The sequence below is a fragment of the Pseudomonas vanderleydeniana genome, from assembly GCF_014268755.2.
In the GTDB taxonomy this organism is placed as follows: Bacteria; Pseudomonadota; Gammaproteobacteria; order Pseudomonadales; family Pseudomonadaceae; genus Aquipseudomonas; species Aquipseudomonas vanderleydeniana.
Map to the genome: position 1 here is coordinate 315,955 of NZ_CP077093.1, position 17,037 is coordinate 332,991.

Consider the following 17,037-nt stretch of genomic DNA (forward strand, 5'->3'; position numbering starts at 1 on the left):
ACACCCTGCAATGAGCAGCGAAGAAGCCCAGCGCTGGAAAGAGAAGTACCTTAAAAGCATCGAACAACAGGAAAAGCTCGAACGGCGCTGGGACGCTCGTCTCGACTTGCTCCGGCGCGGGCTGGTGCGCAGTACCCTGGCGGCCGAAGGCACCGACAAGGCGGTCGACCAGTGCATGAAGGAAATGCGCGAGGTGATCCGCACCGATGACATGGATGCGGCCCTGGCCAACCTGCTGCCACGCCTGGAAAAGGCCGTGCTCGATTCCGAGCAGCGGCGCGAGACCCGGGTCGAACAGATGGGGACGGCGCTGACGGCGCTGGTGACCCAGTTGCAGGCCTTGCCCCTGCCACGCGATGTGCGCCGGCCGTTGAAGAATTTTGCCAAGCAGCTCGATGGCCGGGTCAGCCAGGCCCGTGAGATTCCCCTGTTGCTCAGCGAACTGAGCAACCTGCAGGGCAAGGCCCTGACGGAACTCGACCATCCTGCCGAAGCCGCCCGTCCCGGCCTGCTGCAGCGCCTGTTCGGTTCGAAGGAGAATGCCGAGGCGAGTCCTGAAGGTGCCCCGGTCGTGACCCAGGCTGGAGTGGTCCCGCCTGCTGCGCCAGCTCCCGTCCCCGCGGACGAGGATGAAGACGACGAGCCGCACGAGCCTGCCGCGCCGCTCGCGCAGAACTTGGCGCCGGCCGCTGCGCCGGTCGTCCAGCCCGCTCCCGCAGTCGAGGGGGTGGCGTCGACGGTTGAGGCCCCCGTTCCGGCTGCGACGGTTGTCGAAGCCGTTGCCGAGACTGCGCCGGTGGTTGCACCTGCCGAGGTCGCGACCTACAAACCGCCCGTGGTCGCGGCCGAGCCGGAGGCCGTGGCGCAGATTGCCGAACCGGACGTGCCAGCGGGCGCGCCGGAGCCTGTGCCCGAAACGGCAGCGCAGGCCGATACCGCGCAGGCGCCACGGAGTGCGACCGAGCCCGTACCCGAGCCCAAGGCTGAACTCACCGAGCAGCCCGAAGCGGTCACCCCGGCGACCGCCCTGCCCTTCCTCGACAGCCTGCCTCTGCCGCCGGTGATGGCCGAAGCCCTGGCCGCGGTGCATCCCGAGGACAACGAGCAGGACGTGCTCTATGCCCTGCCTGAATCCCCGGAACCTTCCTACAGTTCGGTGGCCGAGCACATCGAGTCGACGCTGCTTGGCCTGCTGGACGAGCTGTCGTTGCCCGAACGCCATCGGCCGCATGCCGAGGGTATGCGACATCGCCTCGAACATGGGTTGAACTGGTACGAACTGCTGCCGATCCTCGATGACCTGGCGGTGCTGATGCTGGCGATCAACGACAGCGGCCAGCATGAGTTCGAGGTCTACCTCAAGCAACTCAACGAACGCCTTGAATCCTTCCAGAGCAACCTGCGAGCCGCCAGTGAAGGCCATGCCGAGGGCCGTTCGGCAGCCGACGACCTGCATAGCCAATTGCGCGAGCATGTCGATGTGCTGCAGAGCAGCGTCCAGGCCGCAGCGGACCTCGACAGCCTCAAGCACGTGCTGGAAAACCGTCTCGAAGACCTGCTGGGTACCATGGACAAGCATCAGCAGGAGCGCGACATCCGCGAACAGGAAGTCGCCGCGCGCCTGCAGAGCCTGTCCGAGCGCGTGGCGCACATGGAGCAGGAAGCCCAGGGCTATCGCGATCACCTCGAGGAGCAACGGCAGAAGGCCCTGATCGACCCGCTCACCGGCCTGCCGAATCGGGCCGCCTGGGGCGAGCGCCTGGATCACGAGGTCGCGCAGTGGCAGCAGCATGGCAACACCCTGCTGATCGCCATCCTCGACCTCGATCACTTCAAGCGCATCAACGACAGCTACGGGCACCTGGCCGGCGACAAGGTGCTGAAGATCATTGCCACGGTGCTGCGCAAGAATCTGCGCGGTACGGATTTCATCGCCCGTTTCGGTGGCGAGGAGTTCGTCCTGCTGATGCCGGCGACGCCGGTGGCGGCTGGCCTCAAGCTGGCCGAGGTCCTGCGGGCGTCCATCGAGGCCTGCCCGTTCCACTTCAGGGGAGAGCGGGTCACCATCACCGTGTCCCTGGGGGTTTCGGCGTTCAAGGCCGGCGAGCGTAGCGATCATGTGCTCAAAAGAGCCGATGAGGCGCTGTACCGGGCGAAAAACGCTGGGCGCAACCGGGTGGAGCTGGGCTGAACCGCAGCTGTCTTTTTGTCACGGAATCTTGCCTGGGCCGGTGTCGAAGGCCCGGGTACGTTATGCTAGAGCGTTACTGCCCTGGTTTTCGTTTCCGTCATGAAATTGCTCCCTCTCCTTATCGCGGGCCTGTTGCTCGCGGGCTGCGCCAGCGGCCCGCGCCTCGACACCAGCCACCCTTCGGTCAACCACGACAGCCGCGCGCAGTTCGTCATCGTCCACTACACCTCGGCGAACATGGAAAACTCCCTGCGCCTGCTGACCCATGGCCAGGTCAGCAGCCACTACCTGATCGGCGACAACAACCCGGCGACCATCTACAAGCTGGTGGACGAAAACCAGCGTGCCTGGCACGCCGGCGAAAGCGAGTGGCAAGGCCGTACCTGGCTGAACTCCAGCTCCATCGGCATCGAGATCGTCAACCCGGGGTTCCGTGACACGCCCGCCGGGCGTGTCTGGTACCCCTACAGCGAAGCGCAGATCCAGGCGCTGATCGTCCTGCTCAAGGACATCGTCAAGCGCAACAACATCGAGCCGCGCCATGTGATCGGCCACAGCGATATCGCGCCGATGCGCAAGCAGGACCCGGGGCCGCTGTTTCCCTGGAAACGCCTGGCCGCCGAGGGCCTGGGCGTCTGGCCGGATGAGCGGGCAGTGGTCGCCCAGCAGCAGGTGTATGCCTACCAGTTGCCGACGGCCAGCTGGTTCCAGCAGCAGCTTCGTTACCTGGGCTACACCACCACGCCGCAGACGGGGGATTGGGATCAGGGCACGCGGCATGCGCTGGCGGCGTTCCAGATGCATTTCCGTCCGGCGCGCTTCGATGGCGTGGCCGATGCGCAGAGTGCGGCGATCCTCCAGGTCCTCAATCGGTCAAAATAACGTCACCGCCGGACGGTCCGGGCGATCTTGCCAATCAGTTGCTATAACTCATTGGTAATCCTTCGGATATTCCACGATGCCGGCCACCCGTGAGACGTTGCCCGCCTGGTTTCATCGTCCCTGGTCGCAGGCATTGCTGGCTGCCTCGCTCAGTGCCTTGCTGCTGCTGGGCGGCAGCCTGGCCGTGGTGGTGCACCAGGTCCGGCAGCAGGAAAGCGAACAGATGAATGCCCAGGGCCAGCGTTTCCTCGAGCGCCTGGAGCAACTGTTTGGCCAGTTGCGCGAAGGCCTCGATGTGCTCGAGGCGCAGCCGCTGCGAGGTTGCAGTGGGCAGATGATCGAGACCCTGCAGCAATTGAGCTTCAGTTACCGGTTCATCTACTCCGCCTTCTACACCGATCCCACCGAGTCCTGTTCCAACTGGCCGCGCCAGGATTCGCAGCTCTCTTACCGCGAGCCGGACATCCGCGGCCCCACCTACAGCTACTGGCTCAATACCTCGACCGAGCCGAACGACAACCTGGCGGCACTGATGCTCGGGCGTGGCAACTTCCGGGTCTCGACCTCGCGGGGCCACCTGAGTGATGTCGTCGAACTGCCGCCCGACGCGAGCCTGCTGGTGGTGGTCAATCATGGTCGGCGGGCGATCCCGGTCCTGGGACCGTTGCAGGCCTGGCCGCCGCAAGGCTGGACCAGCCGCGGGCGTGACCCGTTGCTGATCACCGATCGGGAACTGATCTATCGCATGCCTACCAGCACCCCCGAGTACCAGTTGGTGATGGTTGCACCGCGCAGTGCGATGCAACTGCGCTTCAACCCGCTGTGGTGGTGGCTGTTGCCGGCCAGCCTGGTGGTTGCCGCCTGCATCGGCGGCCTGGTCCTGCAACTGGCTCGCCAGCGCCAGTCGCTCAACGGTGAGTTGCAGGGGGCGCTGCGCCGGGGTGAGCTGCAGGTGTTCTACCAGCCGATCTTCGACCTGCGCAGCCGGCAGTGCGTCGGCGCCGAGGCACTGGTCCGCTGGCGTCGTCCGGACGGCACGCTGACCAGCCCCGACCTGTTCATTCCGCTGGCGGAGGACACCGGGCAGATCCGCCAGATCACCGATTTTGTCCTGCAGCGCCTGCTGGAACAACTCGGGCCGCTGCTACGGGCCAATCCGCAGTTGTACATCTCGGTCAACCTGGCAGCCTGCGACGTGATGGTGCCGCGCGTCGGCGAGGTGATCAGCCGGCTGCTGCGGGCCTATCGGGTGGCACCCCGACAGATTGCCTTCGAGGTCACCGAGCGCGGCCTGATCGACGTGGTGGTGGCGCGGGACAACCTGCAGGCGCTGCGCAGTGTCGGGCACCAGGTGTTGATCGATGACTTCGGTACCGGCTACTGCAGCCTGGCCTACCTGCAGACCTTGCCTGTGGACTGCCTGAAGATCGACAAGGCCTTTATCGACGCCCTCGGCCATGATGCGGCCAGCAGCGGTGTGGCACCGCATATCATCCGCATGGCCCATGCCCTGCAGCTACGGGTGATTGCCGAGGGGATCGAGCATGAGTCCCAGGCGATGCTGCTCAGCAGCGAAGGCGTCAGCTACGGGCAGGGCTGGCTGTTCGCCCAGGCGCTGACGGCCATGCAGTTCGTCGAGATGATCACTCGCGGGCGACGCCTGGGTGTCCGCCGGCTGGATGACGAGGCCTGACTCCTGTCCTTGCTAGGCTATGTACGAAATCGCTTGAAACTTGGTTATGCGGCGTTAAAAACCGGCTCGGAATGCTCATTTACTCCAGTAAAGTCGGGCGCGACCCCGGCCGTTCCTCGCCGGTTTTTGCCTTGCCTAACCTGCGTTTCAAACAATTTCGTACACAGCCTAGACCGGTAACGCCATGTAGAACTGGGTGCCCTGCCCCGGCCGTGAATAGACCCCCATGCGCCCGCCGTGCAACTGGACGATTTCCTTGCACAGGGCCAGGCCCAGGCCGGCTCCACCCTTCTTGCGTCCGACCTGGACGAAGGGTTCGAAGATCCGTCCCTGCTGGCCGTAGGCGATGCCTTCGCCATTGTCCTCGACGCTGACGATCACCCGTTCGCCATGACGCCGGGCCTGCAGGCGGATCTGCCCGCCGCGGGCGGTGTGGCGCATGGCGTTGTCGATCAGGTTGTCGAGTACCCGCTCCAGTTGCCCGGGGTCGGCATGCAGGCGTGGCAGCGGCGGCTGGATCTCGATCTGCAGGTCGATGTCCAGGCCCTGGGCCTGTTGCTGAAAACGCTCGCGGGCCTTATCCAGCAGTTGGCCGATGTCGCACGGGACCAGCGTGAGCTTCTGCAGACCGTTCTGGTAGCGCGAGAAATTCAGCAGGTCGTTGATCAGTTGCATCAGCCGCTGCATTTCTTCGTTGACCGTGTTCAGCAGGTCCGCTTCACGCGACTCGCTGTCGAAGTGCACGCGCTCCTGCAGCAGGCCGAACGCCATGTGCATGCCGGTTACCGGCGTACGCAGCTCATGGGAGGCGCGCAGGACGAATTCGCTGCGCACGCGTTCGAAGGCACGCTGTTCGGTGACGTCTCGCAACACCATCACCGCGCCGAGAATGTGGCCTTGGGGATGGCTGACCGGCGTCAGGCTGTAGGTCAGCAGGCGGGACTCGCCATCGACTTCGACCTCAAGGTCTTCCGGTGCCCGTTCCAGGCTACCGCCGCGCAGGATCAGGCTCAGTTGCTCGTCGAGTTCCGGCCGGCCGAGGGCTTCGCCCAGGCCCTGGCCGAGGCGCGCGGCGTCCCAGCCGAGCTGGCGCTGGGCTACCGGGTTGAGGTGTTCCAGGCGGCCCTGGCGGTCGATCATCAGCAGGCCGTCATCGATGCTGTCGAGCACCGACTGCAGGCGCTGCTGGCCGGCCAGCAGCTCATCGACATTGGTTGCCTGATGCTGGCGCAGGGCCTCGGCCATGAGGCCGAAGCGCCGGGTCAGCTGGTTCATCTCGGTGGACGAGGAGATCGGCAGGGTGACTTCGAAGTCGCCTTGCCCGACCCGGTCCGCCGCCTTGGCCAGCGCCTCGATGGGAGCACCGATACGCTGGGCGATGCCATGGGCGGTGATGAAACCGATGATCAGTACCGCCAGGGCGACCAGTCCGAGCAGCCCGGCGATCAGCATGGCGCTGCTGCGGGCGCCGCTTTCCGCCCTGCTGATATCCGCCAGGGCCTGCTTGTGCGCGCTGAGCAGACCGTTGCGCAGGGTGTTGAAGCGCTCGGTGATGTCACTGTTGCTGGTCGTCTTGCTGCGGGAGTCGAAGGCCTGCAGGAAGTTTTCGTAGTCGATCCGCGCCTGGGCGAATCCGCCACGTACGCTGCGTTCCTGTTCGTGTTCGACACCTTCGTCCAGCAACTGCCGGTAGGTCTGCTCTGCGGCCTGCAAGGCGGCCTGGTCCGGGTTGTCGCGGAGCATGATGACCAGTTGGTCGCCCAGGCTCTGGCGCAGCTTGAGCCCCAGGTCGAGCGTGATGAAGTTGTCGCGGATCAGTGTCTCCTGGCTCCTGCTCATCTGCACCACGCTGGCCATCCCCAGCAGCAGCCCCAGCAGGGCCACGGTCATCAGCGCCGAGATGCTCAGGAACAGACGGGTGCGCAACTTCATCGCAAGCTTCATGGGGTACGGCTCACAGGTTGTACTGTTTGCGTTTGCGGTACAGCGTCGAGGCATCGATGCCCAGGGTCCTGGCGGCCTGGTCCAGGGTGTCGCTGGTGGCCAGTACTGCGCCGATATGGGCTTTCTCCAGTTCGTCCAGGCTCATCGGCGCGCCGATGCGCGGAGCGTTGTTGACCGGTTGCTCGCCCATGCCCAGGTGGCTGATCTCCACTCGTTCCTGCGGGCAGATGATGCTGGCGCGCTCGATGACGTTGCGCAGTTCGCGGATATTGCCCGGCCAGCGGTAGTTGACCAGCGCCTCGCGGGCCTCCTCGCTGAAACCCCGGGCCGGCCGGGCGTACTCCTTGACGAAGCGTGCAAGGAAACGGTCGGCCAGGGTCAGGATGTCTTCGCTGCGTTCGCGCAGGGGCGGCAGGTGCAGGGTGATGACATTGAGCCGGTAGAGCAGGTCCTCGCGGAAGCGCCCCTCACGTGCCATGTCGTCCAGGTTGAGGTTGGTGGCGGCCAGGATGCGTACGTCGGCCCTGCGGGTCACCGGGTCGCCGACCCGCTCGTATTCCTTGTCCTGGATGAAGCGCAGCAACTTGGGCTGCAGGGTCAGCGGGAAGTCGCCGATCTCGTCGAGGAACAGTGTCCCGCCATCGGCCTGGTTGACTCGCCCCAGCGTGCTCTCGCTGGCGCCGGTAAAGGCGCCGCGGCTGTGGCCGAACAGTTCGCTTTCCATCAGCTCGGCGGTCAGCGACGGGCAGTTGATGGTGACGCAGGATTTCTTCGCGCGCTTGCTCCAGCCGTGGATGGCCCGGGCCAGCTCGCCCTTGCCGGTGCCGGACTCGCCAAGGATCAGGATGTTGGCGTCGGTGCCGGCGACCTGGCGGGCGGTTTCCAGCACCACCATCATCGCCGGGCTGTGCGAGTCGAGGCCGTCCTTGGGCTTGCGCACTTCGCCCTCGAGCGCTTCGAGGCGGGCCGACAGTTGCCGCACTTCCAGCTGCTTGGCGGTGGCCAGGCGCAGCTGGTCGGGGCTGCACGGCTTGACCAGGTAGTCCGCGGCGCCGGCCTGGATCGCGTCGACGGCCGTGTCGACGGCGGAGTGGGCGGTGACGATCACGACCCGCATCCACGGTGCCTGGATGCGCATCTGGGCCAGCACATCCAGGCCGTTGTCCTCGCCCAGGCGCAGGTCGAGGAAGCACAGGTCGAACACCTGGCGTTGCAACAGGGCGTCGGCCTGGGCCGCGCTGTTGGCGGTGGCGACGCTATAGCCCTCGTCTTCCAGGCAATAGCGGAAGGTGCGAAGGATGGCGGACTCATCGTCCACCAGCAGAATACGGCCTTGGTGTTCCGGGGCTGATTCCATGACCCGCGCTCCTTTTATAGATGAATGTTCCCGATGGTCCCGGACGAGCCGGGCAGCCTGCAGAAGCCGGCCTTCCGCTGTCTGCTAACCCGCTGATTTGGGGAATTTTTTGTCGCCCTACGCTTCCGACAACCGACACTCCGGCAAATTCCTGCGGATTTTCCGCGTGGCGACTCCGGCATCTTAGGCCGAGTGCGGCGGGCCTGTCGTGCATTGTGCACGATGGTAAACCGGGCGATCGTGCAGGATGCTGTCCACACAAGTCGATATGTGTTTATAACTATATGATTTTATTGAGTTTTTTCTGACAAAAAAATTGGCATGCGCTCTGCAATATCCCTCTTACGCAAGGTTGGATCGGCAGTGCGCCGATCCAGTCCGGAATAAAGACAAAAGACTGTGTCGGAGGAGTTTCAGGATGAATCGCCAACTTGCCGCGTCATTGCGTATCTCGCCGCTCCACGTACAGCAAGGGCTGTTCGCGCTCCTGGCATTGTTGATCACCCTGGTCGTCGGCCAGGCCTTCATGCGCTGGACCCAGCCAGCGGTCGAGCCGCAGCGTGTGTTCTTCCAGGCTCCCGTGCAAACCCATTTCAGTGCCATCGGCAGCGCCGCAAGCGCCCCGGTGGACTATCGCCTGACGCCAGTGGACCAAGCCGAACCGCTGGACGAACTGCCACGGCAGGAGCGTTGGGTGTTCTAGGCAACAGGTGCCAGCCCCCGGGCCTGGCGCGGTAAGCAGTAAAAGGCAAAAAAGCCAAAAATCGCAGGACCAAGGTAAGGAGAGTCATCATGCTGAGTTGGGCTATCACATTCCTGATCATTGCCATTGTCGCCGCCGTACTGGGCTTCGGTGGTATCGCCGGTACCGCCACAGGCATCGCCAAGATTCTCTTTGTCGTGTTCCTGGTGATGTTCATCGCGTCGTTCCTGTTCGGTCGTCGCGGTCGGGGCTGAACATGTTCAAGCCAACCCTGAAAGCCGTGGTCGCTGCCCTGTTGCTGGGCAGTGGCGCCGCGGCGCTGGCCGCCAACGACGGGCAGTCGCGGGTCAACGAGCTGTTGAGTTCGGCTCCCGAGTATCGCGAGGCCTGGCAGAAGGTCGTACAGAAGGAAGAGCGCCTGCCGGAATGGGTGATGAACCTGTCGGGCAGTTCCGAACAGATGAACGCAGTCGAGGAAGACGGCGACAAGTATCTGGTCGGTCCCTTGTGCGAAGCCGCTGATACTTGCCGGAACAAGCGCCTGATCGTGGCCTTCAGTCTCGACAAGCAGCACGCCTACGCGATGCTGGTGGAGGTGCCTTCGGGCCTGCCGGCCGACAAGTCGCCGACCCGCCACGCCGACTACCGCTTCCTCGGCAAGCCGGATGAAGGCATGCAGGGGCTGTTGAAGGAACAACTGAAGAAGGACCCGAACTGGTACTGAGTTCGGCGGATTGAAAGAGCAGGAGCTCGTCGAGAGCTTCTACCCCTGCATCGCCCGAGGACGGCGAATGCATGACCAGGGGGCCGGGATGCTCTGATTGTTGCAGGATCGGAGCGACCTACGGGTACAGGGAGTGCCTGCGCAAGGGCCGGGTCAGGTGAAGGCGGCAGTCGGTAGATTGCAGGGCGGTCCCTGTGGTCTACCACTGCTGTCGTCTTATGTCGTTCAGACATTAAGTGCGGATTAGTATCGGATCCATTCGTCGATGCGACCGTACATCCAGAAAAACCTTTTCCAATGACCCAGGTCAAAGCCCGAATTTGTAAGGTTTTTCGAGAACCCAAAGGCGGGTTTACTCCTCTTCGGAATGATACTAATCACTCTGTGATGGCCGGATTACGGCCATCATGGCGGCCGAAATGTCTTCTTCAAGCCCCCTCTGGCTGACCTATTGTCGGACAAAACTTATGCCGATTCGGCATGGGGTAGTCGTTTACGGCATTAGACGTGCCTCCCCTGCGCCGCAATAGTTGCGCCTTTTTTCGCCAGCCAGAGAGCTTTCGGCTCGCTGGGGGTGACCTTCCATGGAGGGCAGATGGGGTCTTCCCGCATGCCTGGGCGTGCTGGCAGGACGCATTTGCCCAAGTCCACTTGAAGCAAGGGTAATAATATGAAGAAGGCAAAGCTCAGCCTCGCCTGGCAGATCCTCATCGGTCTGGTACTGGGGATTGCACTCGGTGCGCTGCTCAACCATTTCAGTGCCGAGAAGGCCTGGTGGATCAGTAACGTGCTGCAACCGGCAGGCGATATCTTCATCCGCCTGATCAAGATGATCGTGATCCCGATCGTCATTTCCTCGCTGGTGGTCGGCATCGCCGGCGTCGGTGATGCGAAGCAACTGGGACGCATCGGTCTGAAGACCATCATCTACTTCGAGATCGTCACCACCATCGCCATCCTCGTCGGTCTGGTGCTGGCCAACGTGGTCCATCCGGGTGCCGGCATCGACATGAGCACCCTGGGCACCGTGGACATCTCCAAGTACAAGGCCACCGTGGCCGAAGTCCAGCATGAGCATGCGTTCATCGAGACCATTCTCAACCTGATCCCGTCGAACGTCATCGCTGCCATGGCGCGTGGCGAAATGCTGCCGATCATCTTCTTCTCGGTCCTGTTCGGCCTCGGTCTGTCGAGCCTGCAGGCCGAACTGCGCGACCCGCTGGTGAAGATGTTCCAGGGCGTCTCGGAAACCATGTTCAAGGTCACCCACATGATCATGAACTACGCGCCGATCGGTGTGTTCGCCCTGATCGCCGTGACCGTGGCCAACTTCGGTTTCGCCTCGTTGCTGCCGTTGGCCAAGCTGGTGGTGCTGGTCTACGTCGCGGTGATCTTCTTCGCCTTTGTCGTGCTCGGCCTGATCGCCCGCCTGTTCGGCTTCTCGGTGATCAAGCTGATGCGCATCTTCAAGGACGAGCTGATCCTGGCCTACTCCACCGCCAGCTCGGAAACCGCCCTGCCGCGGATCATCGAGAAGATGGAAGCCTATGGTGCGCCAAAGGCCATCTGCAGCTTCGTGGTGCCGACCGGCTACTCGTTCAACCTCGACGGTTCGACCCTGTACCAGAGCATCGCGGCGATCTTCATCGCCCAGCTCTACGGCATCGACCTGTCCATCAGCCAGCAACTGCTGCTGGTGCTGACCCTGATGGTCACCTCCAAGGGCATCGCCGGGGTACCGGGCGTTTCCTTCGTGGTGTTGCTGGCCACCCTGGGCAGCGTCGGCATTCCGCTGGAAGGCCTGGCCTTCATCGCCGGTGTCGACCGCATCATGGACATGGCGCGTACCGCCCTGAACGTGGTTGGCAACGCCCTGGCCGCGCTGGTCATCGCCCGTTGGGAAGGCCTGTACGACGATGCCAAGGGCGAGCGCTACTGGAACTCGCTGCCGCACTGGCGCAGCAAGGCCTGATTGACGCCGATTGTTCCCACGCTCTGCGTGGGAACACCTCGCCGGACGCTCCGCGTTCCGCTTCAGCTTGGCGACGCGGAGCGTCGAGGGATGCATTCCCACGCAGAGCGTGGGAACGATCGAAAGGCCTGATTGACGCCGATTGTTCCCACGCTCTGCGTGGGAACACCTCGCCGGACGCTCCGCGTTCCGCTTCAGCTTGGCGACGCGGAGCATCGAGGGATGCGTTCCCACGCAGAGCGTGGGAACGATCGAATCATCTCTGATCGAATGACAGACCCCGGACTCTCCGGGGTTTGTTGTTTCTGGCCCTACCGCTATCATTCGCCGCATCTTCAAGGAGTTTTCCCGATGCTCAATGGCCTGTGGCTTGGCTTTTTCGTGGTGGCGACCGTCTCGGCGCTAGCGCAATGGCTGGTGGGTGGCAATCACGCGATCTTCGCCAGCATGGTCGAAAGCATCTTCGCCATGGCCAAGCTCTCGGTGGAGGTCATGGTCCTGTTGTTCGGTACCCTGACCCTCTGGCTCGGTTTCCTGCGCATCGCCGAAAAGGCCGGGATCGTCGACTGGCTGGCCAAGGCCCTCGGCCCGCTGTTCAGCCGGCTGATGCCGGAAGTGCCACGCGGCCACCCGGCCATCGGCCTGATCACCCTCAACTTCGCCGCCAACGGCCTGGGCCTGGACAACGCCGCCACGCCCATTGGCCTGAAGGCCATGCGCGCGCTGCAGGAGCTCAACCCGAGCCAGACCGTGGCGAGCAACGCGCAGATCCTGTTCCTGGTACTCAACGCCTCGTCGCTGACCCTGTTGCCGGTGACCATCTTCATGTACCGCGCCCAACAGGGGGCGCCGGACCCGACCCTGGTGTTCCTGCCGATCCTGCTGGCGACCAGTGCCTCGACCCTGGTCGGCCTGCTCTCGGTAGCGGTGATGCAGCGCCTGCGCCTGTGGGACCCGGTGGTGCTGGCCTACCTGGTGCCAGGGGCGTTGCTCCTCGGTGGCTTCATGGCGGTGTTGGCCGGTCTGTCGGCCACGGCGCTGGCGAGCCTGTCGTCGATCCTCGGCAACCTGACGCTGTTCGGCCTGATCATGCTGTTCCTGGTGGTGGGTGCCCTGCGCAAGGTCAAGGTCTACGAGGCCTTCGTCGAAGGCGCGAAGGAAGGCTTCGACGTGGCGAAGAACCTGCTGCCGTACCTGGTGGCGATGCTCTGTGCGATCGGTGTGTTGCGGGCGTCCGGGGCGCTGGATTTCGGCCTCGACGGCATTCGTCACCTGGTGCAGTGGGCCGGCTGGGACACGCGTTTCGTCGACGCGTTGCCGACGGCGATGGTCAAGCCGTTCTCCGGCAGTGCCGCCCGGGCGATGCTGATCGAAACCATGAAGACCCAGGGCGTGGACAGTTTCCCGGCCCTGGCGGCGGCGACCATCCAGGGCAGCACCGAGACCACCTTCTATGTGCTGGCCGTGTATTTCGGCGCGGTGAACATCCAGCGCGCCCGCCATGCGGTGGGCTGTGCCCTGCTGGCGGAACTGGCCGGGGTGGTCGCGGCGATCGGGGTCTGCTACTGGTTCTTTGGCTGAGGCCTGCCGTGGTGTGAGGTTTCACCTCATTCCTTGTAGGATGCTGGCTAACGGCTAACGGCTAACGGCTAACGGCTAACGGCTAACGGCTAACGGCTAACGGCTAACTGGTTGGCTGACTGAGTGGCGAGCGGGCTTGCCCGCGCTGGGCCGCGAAGCGGCCCTGACACCAGCATGCATGTCCTGCCTGATACAACGCGGTAGCCGATTTGCGGCTGCCATGCGGTGGGCTGTGCCCTGCTGGCGGAACTGGCCGGGGTGGTTGCGGCGATCGGGGTCTGCTACTGGTTCTTTGGCTGGGGCCAACGCTGGCTTTGGTGGCGAGCGGGCTTGCCCGCGCTGGGCTGCAAAGCAGCCCCAACATCAGAAAACCCGGTGTATCTGACCGAGCTAGGTGTCTGGCTTTAGGGCTGCTGCGCATCCCAGCGCGGGCAAGCCCGCTCGCCACAGGAGTCTTCAGCGTTTAGCTGAAATCTGGCCCTGCTGCACCGCCCAGCCGATCACCTGCGTGGTCAGCTTGTCCCCGGCCTGGCCAAAGCCGGCCACCACGCCCGGCACTTGCTTGTCGCCCAGCGGCTGGCGCACTTCGAAGCGCCGGCTGGCGAGAATCCGCTGGTCGTTGTCACGCACCAGCCGTGCATCGAAGCGGATCACCACCTCGGCGTCCTGCCCGCGGTACTCGGTCTGGAACGCCTGCAGTTCACCACCCAGTTCGAAGTCTGCGCGCAGGTTGCTGTCGTCAGTGCTCAGCAGGCGCACCCGGCCATCGCGCTGGAACGCATCGAGCAGGCGGTTGCGCAGCAGCACTGGCGCCGGGTCGCTCCAGCGCGAGGCCTTGTAGTGGCTGAGCAGGTTGCCCTGGGGGATCACGGCGATATTCGGGCTGTTCAGCGCCTCGCCGGCGATCGGCTTGGCAATCCGCAACGACCACTCGACCGGCTGTACCGCTGAAGCTGTGGCGCTGCCCTGCGTGGTCGGCAGCCGATAGACGTCCACCGGCTCGGCCTGGGGCAGGATCGAGCAGGCGCTGCCCAATGCCAGGCCGGCGATCAGGGTCAGTTGGCTCAGGGCGCGATGGGCAAGCCTCATGGGGTGAATTCCTTGTTCGTGTCACGGCCCAGCAGGTAGCCGCTGGGGTTGGCGTTCAGGCGCTGCGAAACGGTCTTCAGGCTGCTCAGGGTCTCACGCAGTTCGCGGATCGCCGGCGCCAGCTCGTTGAGCCCCTGCAGGCCGCTGTTGACCGAGTCCTGGTTGGTAGCGAGCAGCTTGTCGAGCGTCGCGCTGCTGCGCTCCAGCGACTGCATGGCGCGCTCGGCACTGCCCAGCGCCTGGGTGCCCTGCTTGTCGAGCAGGTTGTTGGCGTTGCGCATCAGCTGCGAGGTCTGCTCCAGGGTGCCGCTGACCTGCCTGCTGAGCACGGTCATCTGCTGCAGCACCTGACGGATGTCGTCGCGCTGGCCGGCGATGGCCCCGGTGGTCTGCTGCAGGTTGTCCAGGGTCTTGCTGACATTCTCGACGTTTTCCGCGGAAAACAGCTCATTGGCGTTGTGCAGCAACACGTTGATGCCACTCATCAGGTCGCTGCTGTCGCTGAGCAGGCGGCTGATCGGCGAGGGGCTGGCGATGATCTCCGGCAGCTTGCCGTCCCTGCCCTTGAGCTCGGGGCTCTGCGGCGTACCGCCACTGAGCTGGATCAGCGAGGTACCGGTGATCCCGGTCAGGGCCAGCTTGGCGCGGGTGTCTTCCTTGATCGGGGTGTCGCCGGCCAGGCGGATGCGCGCCAGCACCCGGCGCGGGTCCTTCGGATCGAGGCTCAGCTGCAGCACGTCACCGACCTTGATCCCGCTGTACTGCACCGGGCTGCCGCGGGACAGGCCGCTGACCGCCTCGTTGAAGACCACTTCGTAGTCCTTGAACGCGGTGTCGACGCTGGACTTGGCCAGCCACAGGCCGAACAGCAGTGCACCGAGCACCACCAGTACGCTGAACAGGCCGATCATCACATGATGGGCACGGGTTTCCATCTCATCCCTCCTTGAGCGCTGTTGCCGCGTCATAGGCGGCGCGGCCACGTGGGCCGTGGAAATATTCGTGAATCCAGGGGTCGTCGGTTTCGGCGACCCGGTCGATGGCGTCGGCCACCAGCACGCGTTTCTGCGCCAGCACCGCGACCCGGTCGGTGATGGTGTAGAGCGTGTCGAGGTCGTGGGTGATCAGGAATACGCTCAGGCCGAGGGCATCGCGCAGGGTCAGGATCAGTTGGTCGAAGGCGGCCGCACCGATCGGGTCGAGGCCGGCAGTGGGCTCGTCGAGGAACAGGATGTCCGGGTCCAGTGCCAGGGAACGGGCCAGGGCGGCCCGCTTGATCATCCCGCCGGACAGCGAGGCCGGGTACTTGTTGGCGGCCGACAGCGGCAGGCCGGCCAGCGCCAGCTTCACGCAGGCCAGGTGTTCGGCGTCGGCACGATTCAGGCCGGCGTGCTCGATCAGTGGCAGGGCGACGTTCTCGACCACGGTCAGGGAGGAAAACAGCGCACCCTGCTGGAACAGTACGCCGAAGCGCCGCTCGACCTGGGATCTTGCCTGTTCCGGCAGGCTCGTCAGGTCCTGGCCGAATACCCGCACCTGCCCGTCGCTGGGCTGGCGCAGGCCGATGATGCTGCGCATCAGCACCGACTTGCCGGTACCGGAGCCGCCGACCACCGCCATGATCTCGCCCTTGTACAGGTCCAGGTCGAGGTTCTCGTGCACGCTCTGCGCACCGAAGCGGTTGCACAGTCCGCGGACCTGGATCACCGCTTCGCTCGGCGCCCGCACTACCCGGCTCACCAGCCCATCTCCATGAAGAACAGCGCCGCGACGGCGTCGAGCACGATGACGATGAAGATCGACTGGACCACGCTGGAGGTGGTGTGGGCGCCGACCGATTCGGCGCTGCCGCTGACCTTGAAGCCTTCCAGGCAACCAACGGCGGCGATCAGGAAAGCGAAGAACGGTGCTTTCACCAGGCCGACGAAGAAATGCTGGATGCCGATGTCGGCCTGCAGCAGTGACAGGAACATCGCCGGCGAGATGCCCAGCGACAGTGCGCAAACCACGCCACCGCCGATGATCCCGCAGAGCATGGCGAGGAAGGTCAGCATCGGCAGGGCGACGAGCAGCGCCAGCACCCGCGGCAGCACCAGCAGTTCCATGGGGTCCAGGCCGAGGGTGCGAATGGCGTCGATCTCTTCATTGGCCTTCATCGAGCCGATCTGCGCGGTAAAGGCACTGGCGGTGCGGCCGGCCATCAGGATGGCGGTCAGCAGCACGCCGAACTCACGCAGGAAGGAGAAGGCCACCAGGTCCACGGTAAAGATGCTGGCGCCGAAGCTGGCCAGCACCGTGGCGCCGAGAAACGCCACCACGGCGCCGACCAGGAAGGTCAGCAGGGCGATGATCGGTGCGGCGTCGAGACCGGTCTGCTCGATATGCGCGACCATCGGCGTGAGCCGCCAGCGCGACGGCCGCAGCAGGCCGCGAGCGAGGGTCTCGAGGATCAGGCCGACGAAGCCGAGCAGTTGCCGGGTGTCCTGCCAGACCTTGTCGACGGCTCGGCCAATGCGTTCGAGCAGTTGCATGCCGGCGGCCTGCTCCGGTTCCTTGACCGGTACGCAGAAGTCGGCCAGCGAGCAGTAGACGGTCTGCAACAGTGCGCGGTCGGCGGCGGACAGGTGTTCGCTGTGCTCGGCCAATTGCCCGAGGCGCTGGGCACCCAGCAGTTCCACCAGCAGCGAGGCGCCAGCGGTGTCGAGGGCGCCCAGCTGATCGAGGTCGACGGTGGTCGCCGCGTCGTACTGGCCGAGCAGCTCGGCACTGCGGCGTTTCAGGGCGTTGTAGTGGGCCAGCGTCCAGTCGCCACTGATCCGCAGGCGCGCGGGGCTCGTCGAGGTGTCCAGCTGGGCATTGCCGGCCATCGTGCTGATGATCATGGGCTTCCGGGCTTAACAG

14 protein-coding genes and 1 pseudogene are annotated in these 17,037 nt (G+C 64.5%); 9 read left to right on the forward strand and 6 right to left on the reverse strand.

What is annotated here, in order from left to right; all coding sequences use genetic code 11:
- Window positions 1–10 precede the first annotated feature (10 nt).
- The 3 genes from HU752_RS01480 to HU752_RS01490 all read left to right on the forward strand — a co-directional run bounded on the left by HU752_RS01480 (window position 11) and on the right by HU752_RS01490 (window position 4,766).
- On the forward strand, window positions 11–2,191 hold the full coding sequence (locus HU752_RS01480) for a GGDEF domain-containing protein (RefSeq protein ID WP_186686975.1): 2,181 nt from the start codon (window positions 11–13) through the stop codon (window positions 2,189–2,191).
- Window positions 2,192–2,290: 99 nt separating this feature from the next.
- Window positions 2,291–3,073 (forward strand): N-acetylmuramoyl-L-alanine amidase, encoded by a 783-nt coding sequence (locus HU752_RS01485; RefSeq protein WP_186686977.1) that lies wholly within the window; start codon window positions 2,291–2,293, stop codon window positions 3,071–3,073.
- Between the two features lie 76 nt (window positions 3,074–3,149).
- A complete protein-coding gene (locus HU752_RS01490) occupies window positions 3,150–4,766 on the forward strand; it encodes an EAL domain-containing protein (RefSeq protein ID WP_186686979.1) in 1,617 nt (538 codons plus the stop codon).
- A gap of 168 nt (window positions 4,767–4,934) precedes the next feature.
- On the opposite strand, the gene HU752_RS01495 is transcribed toward HU752_RS01490, so the two are convergent.
- Window positions 4,935–6,710: an ATP-binding protein gene (locus tag HU752_RS01495; RefSeq protein ID WP_186686988.1), complete on the reverse strand. Its 1,776-nt coding sequence runs from the start codon at window positions 6,708–6,710 to the stop codon at window positions 4,935–4,937.
- Between the two features lie 10 nt (window positions 6,711–6,720).
- Window positions 6,721–8,067, reverse strand: a complete 1,347-nt coding sequence (gene algB, locus HU752_RS01500) for a sigma-54-dependent response regulator transcription factor AlgB (protein WP_186686990.1) — start codon at window positions 8,065–8,067, stop codon at window positions 6,721–6,723.
- 418 nt (window positions 8,068–8,485) lie between these two features.
- Between algB and HU752_RS01505 the strand changes: the two genes are divergently transcribed.
- The 6 genes and pseudogenes from HU752_RS01505 to HU752_RS32005 form a co-directional block, all read left to right on the forward strand.
- Complete coding sequence (locus HU752_RS01505) at window positions 8,486–8,770, forward strand: hypothetical protein (RefSeq protein WP_186686993.1); 285 nt, start codon at window positions 8,486–8,488, stop codon at window positions 8,768–8,770.
- A gap of 89 nt (window positions 8,771–8,859) precedes the next feature.
- Complete coding sequence (locus HU752_RS01510; RefSeq protein ID WP_017902664.1) at window positions 8,860–9,024, forward strand: DUF1328 domain-containing protein; 165 nt, start codon at window positions 8,860–8,862, stop codon at window positions 9,022–9,024.
- A gap of 2 nt (window positions 9,025–9,026) precedes the next feature.
- The gene (locus HU752_RS01515; RefSeq protein WP_186686996.1) at window positions 9,027–9,494 is read left to right on the forward strand and encodes an inhibitor of vertebrate lysozyme family protein; all 468 of its coding nucleotides are present in this window, start codon (window positions 9,027–9,029) and stop codon (window positions 9,492–9,494) included.
- A 670-nt stretch (window positions 9,495–10,164) separates the two neighbouring features.
- Window positions 10,165–11,466 carry a glutamate/aspartate:proton symporter GltP gene (gltP, locus tag HU752_RS01520; protein ID WP_186686998.1) on the forward strand — a complete coding sequence of 434 codons (1,302 nt, stop codon included), beginning with the start codon at window positions 10,165–10,167 and terminating at the stop codon, window positions 11,464–11,466.
- 351 nt (window positions 11,467–11,817) lie between these two features.
- Window positions 11,818–13,047 carry a nucleoside recognition domain-containing protein gene (locus HU752_RS01525; protein WP_186689281.1) on the forward strand — a complete coding sequence of 410 codons (1,230 nt, stop codon included), beginning with the start codon at window positions 11,818–11,820 and terminating at the stop codon, window positions 13,045–13,047.
- 219 nt (window positions 13,048–13,266) lie between these two features.
- Window positions 13,267–13,344, forward strand: a pseudogene (locus tag HU752_RS32005) (spore maturation protein); the annotation flags it as partial.
- Window positions 13,345–13,503: 159 nt separating this feature from the next.
- On the opposite strand, the gene HU752_RS01530 reads toward HU752_RS32005, so the two are convergent.
- From HU752_RS01530 to HU752_RS01545, 4 genes are read right to left on the reverse strand one after another with little or no spacing between them, the layout of a single operon-like run.
- The gene (locus tag HU752_RS01530) at window positions 13,504–14,136 is read right to left on the reverse strand and encodes an ABC-type transport auxiliary lipoprotein family protein (protein ID WP_186689284.1); all 633 of its coding nucleotides are present in this window, start codon (window positions 14,134–14,136) and stop codon (window positions 13,504–13,506) included.
- Window positions 14,133–15,071: an MlaD family protein gene (locus HU752_RS01535; protein ID WP_186689286.1), complete on the reverse strand. Its 939-nt coding sequence runs from the start codon at window positions 15,069–15,071 to the stop codon at window positions 14,133–14,135. Before HU752_RS01535 ends, HU752_RS01530 begins: the two co-directional genes overlap by 4 nt.
- Window position 15,072: 1 nt before the next feature.
- On the reverse strand, window positions 15,073–15,876 hold the full coding sequence (locus HU752_RS01540; protein ID WP_186689289.1) for an ABC transporter ATP-binding protein: 804 nt from the start codon (window positions 15,874–15,876) through the stop codon (window positions 15,073–15,075).
- On the reverse strand, window positions 15,873–17,018 hold the full coding sequence (locus tag HU752_RS01545; protein WP_186689290.1) for an ABC transporter permease: 1,146 nt from the start codon (window positions 17,016–17,018) through the stop codon (window positions 15,873–15,875). The genes HU752_RS01540 and HU752_RS01545 overlap by 4 nt, the downstream gene beginning before the upstream one ends.
- Between the last annotated feature and the right edge of the window lie 19 nt (window positions 17,019–17,037).

Bases quoted from the DNA above. Each gene is read 5' to 3' on its own strand.
- HU752_RS01480 (WP_186686975.1), top strand. From the start codon at position 11: ATGAGCAGCGAAGAAGCCCAGCGCTGGAAAGAGAAGTACCTTAAAAGC.
- HU752_RS01485 (WP_186686977.1), top strand. From the start codon at position 2,291: ATGAAATTGCTCCCTCTCCTTATCGCGGGCCTGTTGCTCGCGGGCTGC.
- HU752_RS01490 (WP_186686979.1), top strand. From the start codon at position 3,150: ATGCCGGCCACCCGTGAGACGTTGCCCGCCTGGTTTCATCGTCCCTGG.
- HU752_RS01495 (WP_186686988.1), bottom strand. From the start codon at position 6,710: ATGAAGCTTGCGATGAAGTTGCGCACCCGTCTGTTCCTGAGCATCTCG.
- algB (WP_186686990.1), bottom strand. From the start codon at position 8,067: ATGGAATCAGCCCCGGAACACCAAGGCCGTATTCTGCTGGTGGACGAT.
- HU752_RS01505 (WP_186686993.1), top strand. From the start codon at position 8,486: ATGAATCGCCAACTTGCCGCGTCATTGCGTATCTCGCCGCTCCACGTA.
- HU752_RS01510 (WP_017902664.1), top strand. From the start codon at position 8,860: ATGCTGAGTTGGGCTATCACATTCCTGATCATTGCCATTGTCGCCGCC.
- HU752_RS01515 (WP_186686996.1), top strand. From the start codon at position 9,027: ATGTTCAAGCCAACCCTGAAAGCCGTGGTCGCTGCCCTGTTGCTGGGC.
- gltP (WP_186686998.1), top strand. From the start codon at position 10,165: ATGAAGAAGGCAAAGCTCAGCCTCGCCTGGCAGATCCTCATCGGTCTG.
- HU752_RS01525 (WP_186689281.1), top strand. From the start codon at position 11,818: ATGCTCAATGGCCTGTGGCTTGGCTTTTTCGTGGTGGCGACCGTCTCG.
- HU752_RS01530 (WP_186689284.1), bottom strand. From the start codon at position 14,136: ATGAGGCTTGCCCATCGCGCCCTGAGCCAACTGACCCTGATCGCCGGC.
- HU752_RS01535 (WP_186689286.1), bottom strand. From the start codon at position 15,071: ATGGAAACCCGTGCCCATCATGTGATGATCGGCCTGTTCAGCGTACTG.
- HU752_RS01545 (WP_186689290.1), bottom strand. From the start codon at position 17,018: ATGATCATCAGCACGATGGCCGGCAATGCCCAGCTGGACACCTCGACG.